The sequence below is a fragment of the Leclercia sp. Marseille-Q4284 genome, assembly GCF_916618945.1.
Taxonomy (GTDB): domain Bacteria; phylum Pseudomonadota; class Gammaproteobacteria; order Enterobacterales; family Enterobacteriaceae; genus Enterobacter; species Enterobacter tamurae.
The window spans coordinates 2,675,895-2,697,020 of sequence record NZ_CAKAKG010000001.1; the positions used below are offsets into that span (position 1 = coordinate 2,675,895).

Genomic DNA, 21,126 nt, shown 5'->3' on the forward strand with positions numbered 1-21,126 from the left:
CGCATTAATAGGTACGAATCTTCGGCGGGAACGCCGGACGCAGTTTCGGTTCCATATTGACGCTACGACGTGTCATGGATTCCGACTCTGGCAGGTACAGGGAATGGCACAGCCAGTTTTCGTCGTCACGATCCGGGAAGTCGAAGCGGCTATGCGCGCCACGGCTTTCGGTACGGAAGTTTGCAGAGACCGCGGTCGCGTAAGCGGTTTCCATCAGGTTATCCAGCTCCAGACACTCAACGCGCTGGGTATTGAACTCGCTGGAAGTGTCATCCAGACGGGCATTTTTCAGACGCTCGCGGATCGCTTTCAGCTGCTCAAGCCCTTTCGCCATCGCGTCACCTTCGCGGAATACCGAGAAGTTGTGCTGCATGCACTCCTGCAGCGCCTTACGGATTTCAACCGGATCTTCACCGTTACGGTTACCGTTCCAGCGATTCAGACGTTCCAGAGAGGCGTCGATGTTGGCGTCGGTGGCATCACGCAGCGGACCCTGCTCGGCAATGGACTCCTGCAGATGCAGACCCACCGCACGACCAAACACCACCAGGTCGAGCAGAGAGTTGCCGCCCAGACGGTTAGCACCGTGTACGGATACGCAGGCAATTTCGCCTACCGCGAACAGGCCCGGGATCACCACGTCTTCGCCCTGCTCATTCACGGTCAGCGCCTGGCCGGTCACTTTGGTCGGAATACCACCCATCATGTAGTGGCAGGTAGGGATAACCGGGATCGGCTCTTTAACCGGGTCGACGTGAGCGAAGGTACGGGACAGTTCGAGGATGCCCGGCAGGCGGGATTCCAGAACCTCTTTACCCAGATGGTCAAGCTTCAGCTTCGCGTGCGGGCCCCATGGACCGTCGCAGCCGCGACCTTCACGGATTTCGATCATGATGGAACGCGCCACCACGTCACGACCCGCCAGGTCTTTCGCATTCGGGGCATAACGCTCCATAAAGCGTTCGCCATGTTTGTTCAGCAGGTAACCACCTTCACCACGGCAGCCCTCTGTTACCAGCACGCCCGCACCGGCGATACCGGTTGGGTGGAACTGCCACATCTCCATATCCTGCACCGGCACGCCAGCGCGGATCGCCATACCGACGCCGTCACCGGTGTTGATGTGGGCGTTAGTAGTAGACTGGTAAATACGGCCTGCACCGCCGGTGGCCAGAACGGTAGCGCGGGCTTTGAAGTAGACCACTTCACCGGTTTCGATACACAGCGCGGTGCACCCTACTACGGCGCCATCTTCATTTTTCACCAGATCCAGCGCATACCACTCGGAGAAGATGGTGGTCTTGTTCTTCAGGTTCTGCTGATAGAGGGTATGCAGCAGCGCGTGACCGGTACGGTCGGCTGCTGCTGCAGTACGTGCCGCCTGCTCGCCGCCGAAGTCTTTCGACTGGCCGCCAAACGGACGTTGATAGATGGTGCCATCTTCCAGACGGGAGAATGGCAGACCCATATGGTCCAGCTCCAGAATCGCTTCCGGGCCGGTTTTACACATATATTCAATGGCGTCCTGGTCACCGATGTAATCGGAGCCTTTCACCGTGTCGTACATATGCCATTGCCAGTTATCATCATGGGTATTACCGAGCGCCACGGTGATGCCACCCTGCGCTGATACGGTATGGGAACGGGTCGGGAAGACTTTGGAGAGCAGCGCACAGGTCTGGCCGCTCTGGGAAATTTGCAGCGCCGCGCGCATACCTGCGCCACCGGCTCCAATCACTACAGCATCAAATTCTCTGACTGGCAGTTTCATCACACACCCCACACCACAACGAATCCATAAATAACGTAAACCGCAAGAGCAACCACAATAGCCAGCTGCAGAACGAGACGAATCGCCACGGGTTTAACGTAATCGGTCAGTACCTGCCACATACCAATCCATGCGTGGATCAGGATGGAGGCCAGCGCCAGCAGGGTGAAGACTTTGGTGAATGCCGAACCGAAGAAACCGGTCCAGATTTCCCACGTCAGGTCGCCGCTGGTGGCAAAGAAACCGATCATGTAGATGATGTAGAGGGTGAGAACGATAGCGGTAGCACGGACCAGAATGAAGTCATGTACGCCGTTGCGTCCAAATGCGGAGGCGTTGCTTACCATACGAGGACTCCTGCGAGAAGTGAAAGCACGACAGTGATAACAAATGAGATGTTAGCGGTGCGTTTGCCGGTTTCGAAGGTCTCTTCAAGATAACCCACATCCATCAACATATGGCGGATGCCGCCGACGACGTGATAGGCCAGCGCGGTCAGGATGCCCCACATGATAAATTTCACGAAGAAACCGTTCATGATGGCAGAGGCCTGCTGGAATCCTTCCGGAGACGAGAGGCTGGTACCCAATAACCATAACAAGATACCCACCGCGACAAACGTGATCACGCCGGATACACGATGAAGGATGGACGCTATTGCCGTTACAGGGAATCGGATCGTTTTCAGATCCAGATTGACAGGTCTTTGTTTTTTCACATTTCTTATCATGAATAACGCCCACATGCTGTTCTTATAGTTTCCTTCCTCCGGACTGCGATGCGGGTCAGACAGCGTGCCTTTTATATAACTGTGCGTCATGCAAAACATTGCTTCCAGATGCTCAAATGACACGTTACAACGCTGGTTGGCTCGGGATTGCAGGGTTTTCCGGAGACCTGGCGGCAGTATAGGCCGTTCACAAAATCATTACAATTAACCTACATACAGTTTGTCTGGTTTTATGCGGAACAGTGATCAGGGTCACGATAACAACATTTTTTTAATTTTTAATCATCTGATTTGACAAATCTTAAACATTATTGTTACAAACATCACCAGAAAAGGCATATAATGCGCAAAAGTTATGAGGTCTCTCTTTCACCTGAGAATAAGTTATGTAACAGTGTGATGGTATTGACCGAAGTTATCAGGACAGTTATTAGTGATATACAGGTTTGAATAATTCGGACTGCACAAACACTGATTTGCTGTTATTTCTCTGATTTCTCATTCGCTTACCTGCTAGCGCCATTGCTCTGTACCCTGGTTTCTCCTCGTGAGCTGAGCGGCGAGCCAAATAACAAACTGGTAACAATGATAAATCAGTTGAATGCAAATCCGGTTAAGGGCAGTCTTAAGCAATAAGGCGCTAAGGAGACCGTAAATGGCTGATACTAAAGCAAAAATCACTCTAGAGGGTGATACTGCTATTGAACTGGATGTGCTAAAAGGCACGCTCGGTCAGGACGTTATTGATATCCGTAGTCTTGGTTCTAAAGGTATTTTTACCTTTGACCCTGGTTTTACCTCCACCGCATCTTGCGAGTCCAAAATCACCTACATCGACGGTGACGAAGGCATCCTGTTGCACCGCGGTTTCCCCATCGATCAGTTAGCCACCGAATCCAATTACCTGGAAGTGTGCTACATCCTGCTGAACGGCGAAAAGCCGACCCAGGAACAGTACGATGAGTTCAAAACCACCGTTACCCGCCACACCATGATTCATGAGCAGATCACCCGTCTGTTCCATGCGTTCCGTCGTGATTCACATCCGATGGCGGTCATGTGCGGGATCACCGGTGCGCTGGCTGCGTTCTACCATGACTCCCTGGATGTAAATAACCAGCGTCATCGCGATATCGCCGCATTCCGTCTGCTGTCCAAAATGCCTACCATGGCCGCGATGTGTTACAAATACTCCATTGGACAGCCGTTTGTTTACCCACGTAACGACCTCTCTTACGCCGGTAACTTCCTGCGTATGATGTTCGCTACGCCGTGCGAAGAGTACGAAGTGAACCCGGTTCTGGAACGCGCCATGGATCGTATTCTGATCCTGCACGCTGACCACGAGCAGAACGCCTCTACCTCTACCGTGCGTACCGCAGGCTCCTCCGGCGCTAACCCGTTCGCCTGTATCGCTGCAGGTATCGCCTCCCTGTGGGGACCGGCACACGGCGGCGCGAACGAAGCTGCACTGAAGATGCTGGAAGAGATCAGCTCCGTTGAGCACATTCCTGAGTTCGTGCGTCGCGCGAAAGACAAGAATGACTCCTTCCGTCTGATGGGCTTCGGTCACCGCGTTTACAAAAACTACGATCCGCGCGCAACCGTAATGCGTGAAACCTGCCATGAAGTGCTGAAAGAGCTGGGCACCAAAGATGACCTGCTGCAGGTGGCGATGGAGCTGGAACACATCGCGCTGAACGACCCGTACTTCATCGAGAAGAAACTCTACCCGAACGTCGACTTCTACTCCGGTATCATCCTGAAAGCGATGGGCATTCCGTCTTCCATGTTTACCGTGATCTTTGCGATGGCGCGTACCGTGGGCTGGATTGCACACTGGAACGAAATGCACACCGACGGGATGAAGATTGCGCGTCCACGTCAGCTGTACACCGGCTACGAGCAGCGTAATTTCGAAACCGATATCACCAAACGCTAATAGCAATGCCCGGCGGCGCTACGCTTGCCGGGCCTACAAATACTACGAAAACCGGGTAAGGCGAAGCCGCCACCCGGCTTTTTTACATCTGGCACTCAGGACACCAGTAAAACGGTCGCGACGACAATGTCGTTTTCTCAATTACCCCACCGCACCGCTCGCACTTTTTCCCCGCCCGATGAAACACCTTAAAACGGAACAGTGCCCCGTGATGCTTCTTCTCATTCGCCACCCCACGGGTGTTGTACGACAGGCGCGGGATAGCCAGTAGCGCGTGCGCCAGCGCATCGAGCTGCTCTTCGGTCAGCTGTGACGCTTTATGCTGCGGCGCCAGCCCCACCTCCCACAGGATCTCGACCCGCAGATAGTTGCCTAAACCGGCGAGAAACGCCTGATCCAGCAGCAGTCCGGAAAATTGCCGGTTGCGGAATTTTGCTGACAATAACCGCGCTTTCACATCCTCTGCCGTCAGGCGTAAATCCAGCACATCCGGTCCCACCCGCTGCAGGAAGGGATGGGTGATGAGCTGCTCCGCCGTCAGCATCTCAATATCCGAGGCGCTGTAGAGCAGAATGGTTTTCTCTGCGGTCTGTAACTTAACGCGCAACACCCGCGTAGTCTCTGGCTCATGGCCGGTATCTACCACTCGCCAGACGCCGTAAAGCTGGTTATGGCTGTAGAGCGTCAACTGGTTGGAGAAGTGAGTGAGCAGCGCTTTGCCGCGCGTCTCCAGATGCGTGACCCTCTCCCCGATAAGCAGGGACTCAAAGGGTTTTAACTGAGGAAAAGCAAACCACACGTCGGTGAGTGGTTTGCCTTTTATCGCCACCTCCAGACTATCCGCCGCACGGCGGATCTCCGGGCCTTCTGGCATCATGACTCCTTATTTAGTGCGTTGCACCGCCGATCACTTTGATGTCGTGCGCCTGGCGCAACGCCACCGTAATGGCAATCTCCAGCGCCTGCTTCACGGTGTGCGCGGCCATGCTCGGGGCTCCGGGATGCGCCGCGGCCTGCTCAGGCAGGTAGGGGATATGGATAAAGCCGCCTTTCACCTCCGGCCAGTCGGCCAGCTTGTGCAGTACGCCATACATCACATGGTTGCAGACGAATGTGCCAGCCGTCTGCGAAACCGAAGCAGGAATACCGGCTTCGCGCAGCGCCGCCACCATCGCTTTGATCGGCAGCGTGCTGAACCAGGCGGCCGGGCCACCCGGCACGATGGCGACATCCACCGGCTGTTGCCCGCGGTTATCCGGGATGCGCGCGTCATCGACGTTGATCGCCACTCGCTCGACGGTGACATCCACGCGGCCACCGGCCTGCCCTATCGCCAGCACCACGGTGGGCTGCAGCGCGTCAATGGCCGCATTCAGCACCTCTAACGACTCGCCGAACACGCAGGGCAGCTGTCGGGCCACCACGCGACAGTCGTCAATAATCATCCCATCAAGCAGCTTCACCACTTCCCAGGAGGGGTTAACGGTTTCGCCGCCAAAGGGCTCAAAACCCGTGATTAATACGGTTTGCATCATTTCTCCTTACAGGAACATCAGGAAGTAGAGCAGGAACACGTTGGCAATCAGCAGCAGTACCCCGGTAGGCACCTGCGCCTTGATAACCGCGTTTTTATCGGGCAGCTCCAGCAGAGCCGCGGGCACGATGTTGAAGTTGGCCGCCATCGGCGTCATCAGGGTACCGCAGTAGCCGGAGAACATGCCAATCGCCGCCATCACCGCCGGGTTGCCGCCGTGCTGCAGAACCAGGATCGGAATGCCGATGCCCGCCGTCACAATCGGGAAAGCGGCAAAGGCGTTGCCCATCACCATGGTCAGCAGCGCCATGCCGATGGCATAAACCGCCACCGCGATGAAGCGGCTGTCGACCGCCAGATACGTCTGGGTAAGGTATGAAATCCCCTCCCCGACCCCGGCCGCGGTAAACAGCAGCCCAAGGGTGGCGAGGATCTGCGGCAGAATAAAGGCCCAGCCAATGGAGTCGAGCAGACGGCGCGCCTCCTGCAGGGGCTGATGCACTTTTTCATGGGTCATTTTGACCGCCATCGCCAGACCAACCAGCGAGCCGACCGTCATCGAGAACAGGGTCACCAGCGTCGAGTGATTGCCCGGTCCGAACAGCGTCTCCTGCAGGCCCGGAATGTGGTTAAACATCAGCACGCCCACCACCGTCACCACCGGGATAGCCAGTGCCGGTAAGAAGAGGCGATTGCCCAGACGCTTTGCGCTGCTCTCGCGCTCTTCTGTGGTGCGCTGATGATAGCTGCCCAGGCGCACGCCGCCAAAACCGGCGATCAGGGCCAGCCCGACCACTGCCACACCGACGGCAATATGTACCGTGCGTTTGTCGCCCACCAGCTCGTAGGTCCAGTTGCCGAGCAGGAACAGCAGGCCGTAAATGCCCCAGAACAGGCCGGTGGTGATGCGTCGCGGGTTGGCTTTATCGCGAAACGACATCAGCGCCACGATCAGCAGGATCAGGCCTGCCAGCCAGTAGAGATAGCTTTGCTGGAAATTCATTTCGCTTCTCCCTGCACTTTGGCCAGCTCGCGCTCCAGATGCTTATCCAGGCGGTACAGGCGGGTGGCGTGGATCGCAAAGGCGCAGAGCGCCGTCGGGATACCCCACAGGGCAATATGCAGCGGTTCGGTCTGGATCCCGCCGGATTCGAGCATAAAGTTATGCATAAAGATAATGGCGCCAAAGGCGACAAAGATATCTTCGCCAAAGAACAGCCCGACGTTATCGGTGGCCGCCGACATCGCCCGCAGGCGATAGCGCACCGCCCCCGGCAGTTCGCCATATTTCTTCTCTGCCGCCCCTTCTGCCATCGGTGCCAGCAGCGGACGCACCATCTGTGGATGCCCGCCGAGGCTGGTCAGCCCCATCGCCGCCGTCGCTTCGCGGACAAACAGATAGACGATCAGCAGACGACCGGCGGTAGCGCTGTGGATCTTCGCGATCCACGCCTGGGCCCGCTCTTTCAGGCCGTGACGCTCCAGCAGGCCGATAACCGCCAGTGGGATCAGCAGGATATAGGGCAGGTTGCGGGTGTTGAGGAACCCTTCACCCAGTTTTTCCAGTATGGTGGCGACCGGCATCTGTGCCGCGAGGCCAGTGACAATCCCGGCGACAATGACCACCAGCACCGGGTTAAAGCGTAATAAAAACCCGACCACAATCACCGCGATACCGATGAGTGGCCAGAGGGATAGCGTCTCTGCCATGTTCTGTTTCCTGTTGTGGTGTTTGCAAGTGTGCGTTATGCACTGATTTTTATATTGTTTGCTTCAAATTCTGTACGCAGGCGACGGGCAAAAGCCAGGGCGTGTTCTCCGTCACCGTGAATGCAGACCGTCTGCGCGTGCACGGTGGCCCATTCACCGGTAATACTTTTCACCCGTCCGCGCTGGATCATCGCCAGGGTTTGCGCCAGAGCCTGATCTTCATCGGCGATCAGCGCCCCGGCCTGGGTACGCGGCACCAGGCTGCCGTCAGCCTGATATCCGCGATCGGCGAACACCTCTTCCCGGGTAATCAGGCCATAGCGCGTCCCCGCGCGGATCAGCTCGCTCCCTGCCAGCCCCACCAGAATCAAATCCGGGTCGATGGTAGAGATGGCCCGTGCGATGGCATCGGCCAGATCGCGATCTTTTGCCGCCTGGTTATAGAGCATGCCGTGCGGTTTCACGTGACGCAGCTGCCCTCCTTCGGCGCGCACGATCGCCGCCAGGCCGCCAATCTGGTACAGCACTTGCGCATAGACCGTCTCCGGCGGCAGGGTCATGGCCGTGCGGCCAAAATTTTCCCGATCCGGAAAGCTTGGGTGCGCCCCGATGGAGACCCCATTTTTTAGCGCCTCACGCACGCAGGCCTGCATGGTCTGGGCATCGCCAGCGTGAAAACCGCAGGCGATGTTGGCTGACGACACCAGCTGTAACAGCGCGGCATCGCTGCCGCAGCCTTCGCCTAAATCGGCATTTAAATCAACCGCGATCATGCAACCTCCACGCCAGTTGTTCGATGTATTGCTTCTGGATCCGACGCGCGTCGAGCGCCTCTTCCAGCGTACAGGGCACAAAGTGGATCGGCTGTCCGAGCGGGGCCTGTGCCAGGTGGTACATATCGGCCTCGATGATGCAGGCGATCCGCGGATAGCCCCCGGTGGTCTGGGCATCGTTCATCAGTACGATCGGCTGCCCGTTGTGCGGCACCTGGATTACGCCTGGCAGCAGGCCGTGCGACAGCATTTCACGCTCGGTATTGCGCACCAGCTTCTGCCCCTGCAGGCGATAGCCCATGCGGTTACTTTGCGGGCTGAGCTGCCACGGCAGACGCCAGAGCGCATCCTGCGAGGCCTTATCAAACTCGTGGTATTCCGGCCCCGGCAAAGCGCGCACGCGGTTACCCCACAGCAGCTGCTTAACGCCCTGGGCTTCAAGGAACTCGCGCCCACCAGGCCGAACCGCCAGCCGATCGCCATCTTTCAGCAGACGCCCTTCGTGGCCACCGAGGCCCACCTTCAGGTCGGTGCTGAGGGAGTTCATCACCGATGGCACGTCGATGCCACCCGCAATCGCCAGATAGCTACGCATGCCGCGCAGGGGGCGATTCAGGGTGAGCTGTTGCCCGGCCTTCACCGGCAGACGCCAGCCGGTCCAGACCGCCGCGCCGTCAAGCCGGGCGTCGCAGCCCGCCCCGGTCAGGGCGAACCAGCCGTCCTGTTCAAATTCAAAAGTGCACTGCCCGAGGGTGATCTCCAGCGCGGCATCGTCCGGGTCGTTGCCCACCAGGATGTTACCAATCTGCAGGGCCGGTTTATCCAGCGCGCCACAGTAGCTGATCCCCGACTGGCGAAACCCGATGCGTCCGCCGTCCTGCACCGAGGTATAGAGCCCTGCGCGAATAACTTTTAGCATACCCCCTCCTTCTGCGGGATAAACCGCACGGTATCGCCCGGTCGCAGCAGCACCGGCTCATCACGATCGGGATCGAACAGCGGCAACGGGGTGTGCCCAATCAGCTGCCAGCCGCCAGGGGTGGCTAACGGATAAATGCCGGTTTGCGCCCCGCCAATCCCCACCGAGCCCGCCGGAACCTGCAGCCGGGGTTCATCCCGGCGCGGGGTCGCGAGCTGCTCAGGCAACCCGCCCAGATAAGGAAAGCCCGGCTGAAAACCTAAAAACCAGACCACATAATCCATGGACGAGTGAAGCTCCACGACCTGTTTCTCGGTTAATCCGGCGTGCCGGGCCACTTCGCCCAGATCGGGACCCGCTGCGGTGCCGTACACCACCGGGATTTCGATATAGCGCGACTCCGGCTCCAGCGCCTCGCTCTCCTCCCACCAGCGCTGCAGACGCTCAATCGCATCCAGCGCAACCGAGTGAGGATTGCGCAACACCACGGTGATGTTATTCATCCCCGGAATGGCTTCCACCACTTCGGGAATTTCACCCAGTCGCTGGGTCAGGCGCCAGATCCGCTTTTGCGTCGCCAGGGTGACCGGCGGCTCGAGCTCCAGTACGACGGCGGTTTCGCCTAACAGATAACAACGTGCTCGCTGCACTTATATACCTCTCATCAGGCTGGATTAGGGATATCCACAAAGGTGACATCCAGGTCAGTGGTTTCCGTCAGCCATTCGCTGAGGGCGCGAATGCCGCCGCGTTCCGTAGCATGGTGTCCTGCCGCATAAAAATGCAGCCCCTGCTCCCGGGCAGAGTGAATAGTCTGCTCCGACACTTCGCCGGTAATAAAAGCATCGACGCCAAAGCGCGCCGCACTGTCAATAAAGCCCTGCCCACCGCCGGTACACCAGGCGACGCGCTGTACGGTGTCTGGCCCGGTATCGCCGCTCCACAGCGGACGACGTCCCAGTCGGGCTTCAATCCATGACGCCAGCTCCAGACCCGGGACCGGCATCGAGAGTTCGCCCCAGGGCACCAGCGGCTCAATTTCACCCATGATGGTAATGCCAAGCAGCGCCGCCAGCTGGGCGTTGTTCCCCAGCTCCGGATGCGCGTCCAGCGGCAGATGCCAGCCGTAAAGATTGATGTCATTTTCCAGCAGCGTTTTCAGGCGATTGCGCTTCATGCCGCGGATCACCGGAGACTCGCCTTTCCAGAAATAGCCGTGGTGGACAATGACCGCGTCGGCTTGCTGGCGCACCGCCTCGTCGATCAGCGCCTGGCTTGCGGTCACGCCGGTGACAATCTTCTGCACCTGCTCACGCCCTTCCACCTGCAGGCCGTTCGGCGCATAGTCGCTGAAGCTTGCGCTGTTCAGCTTGTCGTTAATCAGTCTTTCCAGTTCACTGTTTTTCATTGTTGCTCCCTTACGCTTTCCGGGCGGCTTCATACGCTGCCAGCGTGGCGACGCGTGCCTGTTTATGATCGACAACCGGGCGCGGATAATCGAGGGGGATCCCCTGCTTGTCCGCCCAGGTCCAGGGGTCATGGATGGCCTTGTCCGGCACGGTGGCCAGCTCCGGCAGCCAGCGGCGGATAAACACGCCGTCGGTATCGAACTTCTGCCCCTGGGTTGTCGGGTTAAAAATACGAAAATAGGGGGCCGCGTCGGTTCCGGTTGACGCCGCCCACTGCCAGCCGCCATTGTTGGCGGCCAGATCGCCATCAATCAGCTGCGAAATAAAGTAACGCTCCCCGGCTCGCCAGTCGATAAGCAGGTCTTTCACCAGGAAGCTGGCGGTGATCATCCGCAGGCGGTTGTGCATCCAGCCGGTTTCATTCAGCTGGCGCATAGCGGCATCGACGATCGGATAGCCGGTCTGTCCATCTTGCCAGGCCTGCAGCTGGGCATCTTCAGCCTGCCACTTCACATTATCAGTCCAGCGGATGAATGGTCGATATTTACATAAATCAGGGTGATACGTCATCAGGTGACGATAAAACTCCCGCCAGATAAGTTCGTTCAGCCACACTGCGCCCGGCCCGCCCTCCAGCGCCTGGGGTTGCTCGGCCAGCAATCTGTGCAGGCACTGACGGGGTGACAGCACCCCCAGCGCCAGACAGGCGGAGAGACGGCTGGTACCTTCAATCGCCGGGAAATCGCGCTGGGTTTCATATTCGCCCGCATCGTGCTGGCAGAACTGGCGCAGCCGGGCAATCGCCTCTTTCTCGCTCGCCGGAAACAGCGCTGTATCGAACGGCTGCTGCGGATAGTCAAAATCCAGCGCCACGGGCGTGACCTTCTCGCCTTCGCGCCCGGCAGGTGCCGCCGCACACTCGGGTAGCCCCTCTTTCAGCCGCCGCAGCCAGGCGTTTTTAAACGGCGTAAACACTTTGTACATCTCGTGATTGCCGGTCATGACGCTGCCCGGGGGCAGGATAACGCTGTCATCAAATCCCTGACAGGTCACAACCTCCAGCATACGTTCCAGCTGGCGATCGCGCTGCTGCTCGTTCAGTTCGTACTGGTAGTTATAAAAGAGTTGGGTGACGTCATGCTCGTCGCAAAGCTGAACCACTTTCTCAGCCTGGGCCGCAAAATCATCAACCTGGGCATACAGCAGCGGAATACCTTTATCGGCGAGCTGCTGCTGCAGACCGTTGAGATGGGCGTGAAGAAACGCGGCCTGGCGCGGTGCCATGGCGTGCTGTTGCCACTGTTGCGGCGTGGCGATGAAAAGGGCCAGCACACGGGCATTTTTGTCGCGGCAGGCGGCGGCAAGCGCCAGGTTGTCGTGGATGCGCAGATCGGCGCGAAACCAGACCAGATGGGTGGCCATAACACTCCAGGATTATCGTCTGTAACATCTACAAGTCACCGAGGATACTTTGCTTTAACAAGTGTAGCCATACTGGCATAAAAAAGGCCGCCCTGATGGCGGCCTTAACGCTACTTGTCCTGCGTGAATGAAGTAAGGGTAACGAACACGGCTGGATCGTCACTTCTTACCACGAATACGCTGGCGACAATGAACGCGATACACAGATAGCGTTTCATTATGCGGTCCCTGCAAACTAACCGCTCCACCGTTCACCACCGGTGATAATCCGGCAGACACAAGCTCTGGTACGAGTTGCAACGGTTGTTGATAGACCTTTCCCGGGACCGGTGCCCATTTGCGAGATGGCGAAAAGGGACGGTTCATAATAGAAGGTATGGCCCGGTGGTAAACCTATGTTCCGCTTCTTTGAGAATATGTTTAGGTCACGCGGTTTGACCACGGGTTTCCGTTCAGCGAGAATGGCCTTCTCTGGTAGAGTTGCAGTCTTCCCAACGGACCGCGAATCCCGAGGGATAAAAAAACCGCCACATTGCTGTGGCGGTTTTTTTATTGCTGCAGGTGCTGTGTGTAGTCTTTCTTAATACTTAATAAAAATCACAAGTGGCTTTTTCGGCCTGATCCATCCACACCGGTTTGTCACTGGTTTTGGCCCAGACGCGATGCAGATAACTATAAAAACGAGCACGTTCTTTCCAGAAAAGCATCACTGGTAACGCCAGAACACCCGCCAGAACAGCGAAAGTGCGGCGAATAAAAACGATATGTGCCGGATATGCTTTGTAAAATTCCATCATTTTCTCCCCTCTTTCTGGCCGGAAACCCTCTCCGGAAAAGTAAAACTGTTTATCTGATGAAAATAATAACGCTTTGGCTGTAATTTTACTACTCATCCGACCACTTTTTCTCATCCATTTAGTGAATATTTACACATCACGCCGTAATTTAGTTACAGAAAAGTTAAATTTATACTAATCATTAGTTAAATTATGGTTTTATCCCTCTTTATACTTTTTTTACACCTCTCCCTCTGATTTTTGCGAAATCTTTGCGACCGAAATTTTACCCTTTGCACCATTACTAATGTCACCCGGAGGTGAATTGTGAGTGCAGGTGTAATTGCGGGCATCGTGCTGGTATTCCTGTTACTGGGGTATCTGATTTATGCCCTGTTGAACGCGGAGGCATTCTGATGGCCGCACAAGGATTTCTGCTTATCGCCGGCTTTCTGCTGGTGCTATTCATACTTGCCCGGCCGCTGGGGATGTGGCTGGCACGGATGATTAACGGCCTGCCGCTGCCTGGGGTGCAAGCCCTTGATGCAGGATTGCTGCGCCTGCTCGGGGTCGGCACCGCAGAAATGGGCTGGCGTCACTATCTCATGGCAATTCTGCTGCTGAACGGGGTAGGCCTGGCAGCGCTGTTCGCCATGCTTATGTTGCAGGGATATCTGCCGCTCAACCCGCAGCAGCTCCCCGGCCTCTCCTGGCATCTGGCGCTGAACACCGCCGTCAGCTTTGTCAGCAATACCAACTGGCAGTCCTATGCCGGGGAGACCACCCTGAGCTATTTCAGCCAGATGGCCGGGCTGACGGTGCAAAACTTTCTCTCAGCGGCCAGCGGCATCGCGGTAATCTTCGCCCTCACCCGCGCCTTTGCGCGCCAGAATGTCACCACCCTGGGCAATGCCTGGGTCGACCTGACCCGCATTACCCTGTGGGTGTTGCTGCCGCTGTCGCTGGTCATCGCGCTGCTGTTTATCCAGCAGGGCGTGCTGCAAAACCTGCTGCCGTATCAGCCCTTCACCTCGCTGGAAGGGGCTAAACAGCTGCTGCCGATGGGGCCGGTGGCCTCCCAGGAGGCGATCAAAATGCTCGGTACCAACGGGGGCGGCTTCTTTAATGCGAATTCAGCCCATCCGTTTGAGAACCCGACCGCCCTGACTAACGCCGTGCAGATGCTGGCGATCTTTCTGATCCCCACCGCGCTGTGCTTTGCTTTTGGCGAGGCGGTCAGCGATCGCCGCCAGGGGCACGCGATCCTCTGGACCATGTCGATCATCTTTGCGATCTGCGCCGCGCTGGTGATGTGGGCGGAGTGGCAGGGCAACAGCCACTTCATGCTGCTGGGTGCCGACAGCAACAGCAATATGGAGGGCAAAGAGAGCCGCTTTGGCATTCTCGCTAGCAGCCTGTACGCCGTGGTCACCACCGCCGCCTCCTGCGGGGCGGTCAATGCCATGCACGACTCCTTCACCGCGCTGGGCGGGATGATCCCGCTGTGGCTGATGCAGATTGGTGAAGTGGTGTTTGGCGGCGTTGGATCGGGCCTGTACGGGATGCTCCTGTTCGTGCTGCTGGCGGTGTTTATCGCCGGGCTGATGATTGGCCGCACCCCGGAATATCTGGGCAAAAAAATCGACGTGCGGGAGATGAAGCTCACCGCGCTGGCGATCCTCGTCACCCCGGCGCTGGTCCTGCTCGGTACCGCCCTGGCATTGATGACCGAGGCCGGACGCAGCGGCATCTTCAACCCCGGGATCCACGGGTTCAGTGAGGTGTTGTACGCGGTTTCGTCGGCGTCCAACAACAACGGCAGCGCCTTTGCGGGGCTGAGCGCCAACTCGCCGTTCTGGAACTGTCTGCTGGCATTCTGCATGTTAATCGGCCGCTTCGGGGTGATTATCCCGGTGATGGCGATCGCCGGATCGCTGGTCAATAAGACCCGCCAGCCCGCCTCTGGCGGCACGCTGCCCACCCACGGTGCGCTGTTTGTCGGTCTGCTGATTGGCACCGTCCTGCTGGTGGGCGCCCTTACCTTTATTCCCGCCCTCGCCTTAGGCCCGGTCGCGGAACATCTCTCTTTACGCTGATTTTGCGGAGTAATGGTCATGAGTCGTAAGCAACTGGCCCTGCTCGAACCCTCGCTGGTTCGTCAGGCGCTGATGGATGCGGTTAAAAAAATCGACCCGCGCGTGCAGTGGCGCAATCCGGTGATGTTTATTGTCTGGCTGGGCAGCCTGCTGACCACCCTGCTGGCACTTGCCATGGCAGGTGGGCTGCTTCCAGGGAGCGCCTCGTTTACCGCGGCGATCGGTCTGTGGCTGTGGTTCACCGTGCTGTTTGCCAACGTCGCCGAAGCGCTGGCGGAAGGACGCAGTAAAGCGCAGGCCAACAGCCTCAAAGGGGTGCAGAAAACGGCGTTCGCCCGCAAGCTGCGCGAAGCGAAATACGGTGCCGATACCGACCGGGTGCCGGCAGACACGCTGCGCAAGGGCGACATCGTGCTGGTGGAGGCCGGAGACATTATTCCCTGCGACGGGGAAGTCATCGAAGGGGGCGCCTCGGTGGATGAGAGCGCCATCACCGGCGAATCCGCGCCGGTGATCCGCGAGTCCGGGGGTGATTTTGCCTCGGTCACCGGCGGGACGCGCATTCTCTCCGACTGGCTGGTGATCCAGTGCAGCGTTAACCCGGGGGAGACCTTCCTCGATCGGATGATCGCCATGGTGGAAGGCGCCCAGCGGCGTAAAACCCCGAACGAAATCGCCCTCACCATCCTGCTGGTGGCGCTGACTATCGTCTTCCTGCTGGCGACCGCCACCCTGTGGCCTTTCTCGTCGTATGGCGGCACGGCGGTGAGCGTCACCGTCCTGATTGCCCTGCTGGTGTGCCTGATCCCGACTACCATTGGCGGCCTGCTGTCGGCCATCGGCGTGGCAGGCATGAGCCGAATGCTTGCCGCAAACGTCATCGCCACCAGCGGCCGGGCGGTGGAGGCGGCGGGCGACGTCGACGTGCTGCTGCTGGATAAAACCGGCACCATCACCCTCGGCAACCGTCAGGCCTCCGAATTCCTGCCCGCCCCGGGGGTGGAGGAAAAAACGCTGGCCGACGCTGCCCAACTGGCCTCGCTGGCGGATGAAACTCCGGAAGGCCGCAGCATCGTGATCCTCGCCAAACAGCGCTTTAACCTGCGCCAGCGCGACGTGCAGAGCCTGCATGCCACTTTTGTGCCCTTTACGGCGCAGACGCGGATGAGTGGGATTAACTTCCAGGAGCGGATGATTCGTAAGGGCTCGGTGGATGCCATTCGCCGGCATATCGCCGCCAACAACGGCCACTTCCCGCCGCAGGTCGATACCCTGGTGGAGAACGTCGCCCGTCAGGGGGCCACCCCGCTGGTGGTGGCCGAAGGGGCTACCGTGCTGGGGGTGATCGCCCTGAAGGACATCGTCAAAGGCGGCATCAAGGAGCGTTTTGCCCAATTGCGTAAAATGGGCATTAAAACGGTGATGATCACCGGGGATAACCGTCTGACCGCCGCCGCCATTGCCGCCGAAGCGGGGGTGGATGATTTCCTCTCCGAGGCAACGCCGGAGGCCAAACTGGCGCTGATCCGCCAGTACCAGGCCGAAGGACGGCTGGTGGCGATGACCGGGGATGGCACCAACGACGCCCCGGCCCTCGCCCAGGCCGATGTGGCGGTGGCGATGAACTCCGGCACCCAGGCGGCAAAAGAGGCGGGGAATATGGTCGACCTCGACTCTAACCCGACCAAGCTGATTGAGGTGGTGCATATCGGCAAACAGATGCTGATGACCCGGGGCTCGCTGACCACCTTCAGTATCGCCAACGACGTGGCGAAATATTTCGCCATCATTCCGGCGGCGTTTGCAGCAACTTATCCGCAGCTGAATGCCCTCAACGTGATGCACCTGCACTCCCCCGCCTCGGCCATCCTGAGCGCGGTGATCTTTAACGCCCTGATCATTGTCTTTCTGATCCCGCTGGCGCTGAAAGGGGTGAGCTACAAGCCGCTCACCGCCGCCGCCATGCTGCGCCGCAATCTGTGGATTTACGGTCTGGGTGGGCTGGTAGTGCCCTTTATCGGCATTAAGGCCATCGACCTGGTACTCACCCTGTTCGGGCTGGTTTAAGAGGAAAATCAAATGGCTATGTTACGTCCCGCTATACTGTTGTTTATTCTGCTGGCCCTGATCACCGGGGGTGTCTATCCGCTGGTGACTACCGCCCTGGGGCAGTGGTGGTTTGCCGACCAGGCTAACGGATCCCTTATCCGCCAGCAGGGGGAGATCCGCGGTTCCCGCCTGATTGGACAAGACTTTACCGGAGCAGGTTACTTTCACGGACGTCCTTCCGCCACGGCAGAAAGCCCGTATAATCCGCTGGCCTCGGGCGGCAGCAACCTGGCGGGCAGCAACCCTGAGCTGGATAACGCCGTTCGCGCACGGGTTGCGGCATTACGCGTCGCCAACCCGCAGGCCAGCCAGGCGGTGCCGGTTGAGCTGGTGACCGCCTCGGCCAGCGGGCTGGACTACAGCCTGACGCCGCAGGCCGTCGCCTGGCAGATCCCGCGCGTGGCGCAGGCGCGTCAGATAGCGCCCGGGCAGCTCAGCCAGCTGGTGGCGGAACATACCCAAAAACCGCTGTTCAGCGCGATGGGCGGGGCGGTGGTCAACATTGTTGAATTAAATCTGGCGCTGGACGCACTAAGGAAACCCTAAATGATCGACGAGCCTCAGCGCCCGGACCCGGACAAATTACTGGAGCAGGCTGCCGCCCTCCATCGCGGCAAGCTGAAAATCTTCTTCGGCGCCTGCGCGGGCGTCGGTAAGACCTTCGCCATGCTCAGTGAAGCGCAGCGTCTGCGCGCCCAGGGGCTCGATATTTTGATCGGGGTGGCGGAGACCCACGGTCGTCAGGAGACCGCCGCCCTGCTGGCCGGGCTGGCGACCCAGCCGCCCCGGCGCATTCATCATCGCGGGCGCCTGGTGTCGGAGTTCGATCTCGATGCCGCCCTCGCCCGCCGTCCGGCGCTGATCCTGATGGACGAGCTGGCACACAGCAACGCCCCCGGCTCGCGCCACCCCAAACGCTGGCAGGACGTGGAAGAACTGCTGGAAGCGGGGATCGACGTCTTTACCACCGTCAACGTCCAGCATCTGGAAAGTCTTAACGACGTGGTCAGCGGCGTCACCGGGGTTCAGGTCCGGGAGACGGTTCCGGACCCGTTCTTCGACGCGGCGGACGAAGTGGTGCTGGTGGATCTGCCCCCGGACGATCTGCGCCAGCGCCTGCATGAAGGTAAGGTCTACATCACCGGGCAGGCGGAGCGGGCCATCGAACACTTCTTCCGTAAAGGCAATTTGATCGCCCTGCGTGAGCTGGCCCTGCGCCGCACCGCCGACCGGGTGGACGATCAGATGCGGGCCTGGCGCGATCGTCAGGGCGAAGAAAAAGTGTGGCATACCCGCGACGCCATTTTGCTCTGCATCGGTCACGGGAGCGGCAACGAGAAGCTGGTGCGTACCGCCGCGCGTCTGGCGGCGAAATTCGGCAGCGTCTGGCACGCCGTCTACGTCGAGACCCCGCAGCTGCACCGCCTGCCGGAGAACCAGCGCCGCGCCATTCTCAGCGCCCTGCGGCTGGCCCAGGAGCTGGGGGCTGAAACCGCTACCCTGGCCGAACAGGCAGAAGACAAAGCCATCCTGCGTTACGCCCGGGAGCATAACCTCGGCAAGATTGTTATCGGCAGGCGTTCCCATCGCCGCTGGTTCAACCGGGAGACCTTTGCCGACAGGCTGGCGCAGCGCGCGCCGGACCTCGACCTGCTGATCGTCGCCCTCGACGACAAGCCCGCGGCCCTGCCCGCCAGAACCCCGGATAACCGGACGTTCAGTGATAAATGGCGGATCCAGCTGCGCGGCTGTCTGGTGGCGGTGCTGCTCTGCGCCCTGATCACCGTTATCGCCAGCCAGTGGCTACCGGAATTTGACGCCGCCAATCTGGTGATGATCTACCTGCTTGGGGTGGTGGTGGTGGCACTGTTTTACGGCCGCTGGCCCTCGGTGCTGGCGACGGTGATCAACGTGGTCAGCTTCGATCTCTTTTTCATCGCCCCGCGCGGCACTCTGGCGGTGTCGGACGTGCAGTACGTCCTCACCTTCGCCGTGATGCTGGCGGTGGGCTTGCTGATCGGCAACCTGACGGCGGGGGTGCGCTATCAGGCGCGGATCGCCCGCTACCGCGAGCAGCGCACCCGCCATCTGTATGAGATGTCGAAGGCGCTGGCGGTGGGCCGTACGACGCAGGATATCGTCCAGACCAGCCAGCAGTTTATTCACTCCACCTTTCACGCCCGCAGCCTGATCCTGCTGCCAGATCAGGAGGGCCAGCTGCGCCCGCTGACCCCGGCCTCGGGCATGACGCCCTGGGATGAGGCCATTGCCCGCTGGAGCTTTGACAAGGGCCAGCCCGCCGGGGCGGGAACCGATACCCTGCCCGGCGTGCCGTATCTTATCCTGCCGCTGCAGCATCAGGGGGTGGTCATCGTCGAGCCGTCCAACCTGCGTCAGCTGATGATCCCCGAGCAGCAGCGCCTGCTGGAGACCTTTACCCTGCTGGTTGCCAATGCCCTCGAGCGGCTGGCACTGACCGCCAGCGAAGAGCAGGCGCGGTTAGCCAGCGAGCGGGAGAGCATTCGCAACTCGCTGCTGGCGGCCCTCTCCCACGATCTGCGCACCCCGCTGACGGTGCTGTTCGGCCAGTCGGAGATCCTGACCCTCGACCTGGCGGCCGAGGGCTCCCGCCACGCCCCGCAGGCCAGCGAGATCCGCCAGCACGTCCTGAATACCACCCGGCTGGTGAACAACCTGCTGGATATGGCGCGGATCCAGTCCGGCGGCTTTAACCTGAAAAAAGAGTGGCTGACGCTGGAAGAGGTGATCGGCAGCGCCTTAAAAACGCTGGAGCCGGGTCTGGGTGGTCGGCATATCGCGCTCGATATGGCCGATCCGCTGGCGTTGATCCACGTGGATGGCCCACTGTTCGAGCGGGTGCTGATTAACCTGCTGGAGAACGCAGGGAAATACGCGGGGAGCAGAGCGCAAATCGGCATTCACGCCCGCGTCACTCCCGAACAGCTGCAGCTGGAGGTGTGGGATACCGGTCCCGGCATTCCGGCGGGTCAGGAACAGGCTATCTTTGATAAGTTCGCCCGTGGGAATAAGGAGTCCGCCATTCCCGGCGTCGGGCTGGGGCTGGCCATCTGCCAGGCGATTGTTGAGGTGCACGGGGGCAGCATCACGGCCCATAACCGTCCCGAAGGGGGAGCCGGTTTTTGTGTTACACTGCCGCGCGATACGCCACCCGAACTGAATGAATTCCCAGAGGATTTGTGATTAACGTCCTGATTGTTGAAGATGAACTCGCTATCAGCCGTTTTCTGCGCGCCGCGCTGGAAGGTGAAGGGCTGCGCGTCCACGAGGCCGGCACGCTGCAGCGGGGTTTGATTGAAGCCGCTACCCGCAAGCCGGATCTGGTGATCCTCGATCTGGGTCTGCCGGACGGCGACGGCCTCGACTTTATCCGGGAAGTGCGCCAGTGGAGCCAGATGCCGATCATTGTGCTCTCGGCGCGTCTGGAAGAGACCGACAAAATTGCCGCGCTCGATGCCGGGGCCGACGACTATCTCAGCAAGCCGTTTGGCATTGGCGAACTGCAGGCGCGTCTGCGCGTTGCCCTGCGCCGCCACGCAACAACCTCCCCTGCCGACCCAGTGTATAGCTTCTCTGATATTCGCGTCGATCTGGCCTCACGGCGCATTCAGCGGGATGAGACGGAAATCCACCTGACCCCTATCGAGTTCCGCCTGCTGGCGGTCCTGCTCAACAATCACGGCAAGGTGCTCACCCAGCGCCAGCTGTTAAGCCAGGTCTGGGGACCGAATGCGGTGGAGCACAGTCACTACCTGAGGATTTATATGGGACACCTGCGGCAAAAACTCGAGGCGGACCCCGCGCGGCCACGCCACCTGTTAACCGAAACCGGGATTGGCTATCGGTTTATGCTTTGAGCACAAAAAAGCCCGGTGGCGCTAGCGCTTACCGGGCCT

The 21,126-nt window shown here is 59.3% G+C and carries 20 protein-coding genes; 7 read left to right on the top strand and 13 right to left on the bottom strand.

Translation table 11 applies throughout. The features are described from left to right. Positions 1-4 precede the first annotated feature (4 nt). The 3 genes from sdhA to sdhC are packed head-to-tail and all read right to left on the bottom strand — an operon-like array spanning position 5 to position 2,516. A complete protein-coding gene (sdhA, locus tag LG383_RS12660; RefSeq protein WP_225759283.1) occupies positions 5-1,771 on the bottom strand; it encodes a succinate dehydrogenase flavoprotein subunit in 1,767 nt (588 codons plus the stop codon). Next, positions 1,771-2,118, bottom strand: coding sequence for a succinate dehydrogenase membrane anchor subunit (gene sdhD, locus LG383_RS12665; protein WP_106992372.1), 348 nt, complete (start codon positions 2,116-2,118; stop codon positions 1,771-1,773). Before sdhD ends, sdhA begins: the two co-directional genes overlap by 1 nt. After that, a complete protein-coding gene (gene sdhC, locus LG383_RS12670; protein WP_181247215.1) occupies positions 2,112-2,516 on the bottom strand; it encodes a succinate dehydrogenase cytochrome b556 subunit in 405 nt (134 codons plus the stop codon). Before sdhC ends, sdhD begins: the two co-directional genes overlap by 7 nt. Positions 2,517-3,156: 640 nt before the next feature. Between sdhC and LG383_RS12675 the strand changes: the two genes are divergently transcribed. Continuing rightward, positions 3,157-4,443 carry a citrate synthase gene (locus LG383_RS12675; RefSeq protein ID WP_106992371.1) on the top strand — a complete coding sequence of 429 codons (1,287 nt, stop codon included), beginning with the start codon at positions 3,157-3,159 and terminating at the stop codon, positions 4,441-4,443. 82 nt (positions 4,444-4,525) lie between these two features. Here the strand turns inward: LG383_RS12675 and nei are convergent, their stop codons facing one another. From nei to LG383_RS12725, 10 genes are all read right to left on the bottom strand, one after another. After that, positions 4,526-5,317, bottom strand: coding sequence for an endonuclease VIII (nei, locus tag LG383_RS12680; RefSeq protein WP_225759533.1), 792 nt, complete (start codon positions 5,315-5,317; stop codon positions 4,526-4,528). A gap of 13 nt (positions 5,318-5,330) precedes the next feature. Then, complete coding sequence (gene pcp, locus LG383_RS12685; RefSeq protein ID WP_225759284.1) at positions 5,331-5,975, bottom strand: pyroglutamyl-peptidase I; 645 nt, start codon at positions 5,973-5,975, stop codon at positions 5,331-5,333. 9 nt (positions 5,976-5,984) lie between these two features. Further along, positions 5,985-6,980 carry a DUF979 domain-containing protein gene (locus LG383_RS12690; RefSeq protein ID WP_106992368.1) on the bottom strand — a complete coding sequence of 332 codons (996 nt, stop codon included), beginning with the start codon at positions 6,978-6,980 and terminating at the stop codon, positions 5,985-5,987. Beyond that, entirely contained in the window at positions 6,977-7,687 is a 711-nt protein-coding gene (locus LG383_RS12695; protein ID WP_106992367.1) for a DUF969 domain-containing protein, read from the bottom strand. The genes LG383_RS12690 and LG383_RS12695 overlap by 4 nt, the downstream gene beginning before the upstream one ends. A gap of 35 nt (positions 7,688-7,722) precedes the next feature. Then, on the bottom strand, positions 7,723-8,457 hold the full coding sequence (gene pxpA, locus LG383_RS12700; protein WP_225759534.1) for a 5-oxoprolinase subunit PxpA: 735 nt from the start codon (positions 8,455-8,457) through the stop codon (positions 7,723-7,725). Beyond that, positions 8,447-9,379 (bottom strand): 5-oxoprolinase subunit PxpC, encoded by a 933-nt coding sequence (gene pxpC, locus LG383_RS12705; protein WP_106992366.1) that lies wholly within the window; start codon positions 9,377-9,379, stop codon positions 8,447-8,449. Before pxpC ends, pxpA begins: the two co-directional genes overlap by 11 nt. Further along, positions 9,373-10,029: a 5-oxoprolinase subunit PxpB gene (pxpB, locus tag LG383_RS12710; protein ID WP_225759285.1), complete on the bottom strand. Its 657-nt coding sequence runs from the start codon at positions 10,027-10,029 to the stop codon at positions 9,373-9,375. Before pxpB ends, pxpC begins: the two co-directional genes overlap by 7 nt. 14 nt (positions 10,030-10,043) lie before the next feature. Next, on the bottom strand, positions 10,044-10,787 hold the full coding sequence (locus LG383_RS12715) for a type 2 GTP cyclohydrolase I (RefSeq protein ID WP_166181877.1): 744 nt from the start codon (positions 10,785-10,787) through the stop codon (positions 10,044-10,046). 10 nt (positions 10,788-10,797) lie between these two features. Further along, the gene (gene phrB, locus LG383_RS12720) at positions 10,798-12,210 is read right to left on the bottom strand and encodes a deoxyribodipyrimidine photo-lyase (protein ID WP_106992363.1); all 1,413 of its coding nucleotides are present in this window, start codon (positions 12,208-12,210) and stop codon (positions 10,798-10,800) included. 587 nt (positions 12,211-12,797) lie between these two features. After that, positions 12,798-13,004, bottom strand: a complete 207-nt coding sequence (locus LG383_RS12725) for a YbfA family protein (RefSeq protein WP_106992808.1) — start codon at positions 13,002-13,004, stop codon at positions 12,798-12,800. A 309-nt stretch (positions 13,005-13,313) separates the two neighbouring features. Here LG383_RS12725 and kdpF point away from each other — a divergent pair, with 309 nt between their 5' ends. Genes kdpF through kdpE form a run of 6 tightly spaced genes read left to right on the top strand, consistent with a single transcriptional unit; the run spans position 13,314 to position 21,087 of the window. Then, positions 13,314-13,403 carry a K(+)-transporting ATPase subunit F gene (kdpF, locus tag LG383_RS12730; RefSeq protein WP_071886481.1) on the top strand — a complete coding sequence of 30 codons (90 nt, stop codon included), beginning with the start codon at positions 13,314-13,316 and terminating at the stop codon, positions 13,401-13,403. Next, complete coding sequence (gene kdpA, locus LG383_RS12735) at positions 13,403-15,082, top strand: potassium-transporting ATPase subunit KdpA (protein WP_225759286.1); 1,680 nt, start codon at positions 13,403-13,405, stop codon at positions 15,080-15,082. The genes kdpF and kdpA overlap by 1 nt, the downstream gene beginning before the upstream one ends. Positions 15,083-15,100: 18 nt before the next feature. Then, complete coding sequence (kdpB, locus tag LG383_RS12740; protein ID WP_225759287.1) at positions 15,101-17,149, top strand: potassium-transporting ATPase subunit KdpB; 2,049 nt, start codon at positions 15,101-15,103, stop codon at positions 17,147-17,149. Positions 17,150-17,161: 12 nt separating this feature from the next. Beyond that, positions 17,162-17,737 carry a potassium-transporting ATPase subunit KdpC gene (kdpC, locus tag LG383_RS12745; protein WP_225759288.1) on the top strand — a complete coding sequence of 192 codons (576 nt, stop codon included), beginning with the start codon at positions 17,162-17,164 and terminating at the stop codon, positions 17,735-17,737. Further along, a complete protein-coding gene (gene kdpD / locus LG383_RS12750) occupies positions 17,738-20,413 on the top strand; it encodes a two-component system sensor histidine kinase KdpD (protein ID WP_225759289.1) in 2,676 nt (891 codons plus the stop codon). Continuing rightward, entirely contained in the window at positions 20,410-21,087 is a 678-nt protein-coding gene (gene kdpE, locus LG383_RS12755) for a two-component system response regulator KdpE (RefSeq protein WP_106992358.1), read from the top strand. Before kdpD ends, kdpE begins: the two co-directional genes overlap by 4 nt. Positions 21,088-21,126 lie beyond the last annotated feature (39 nt).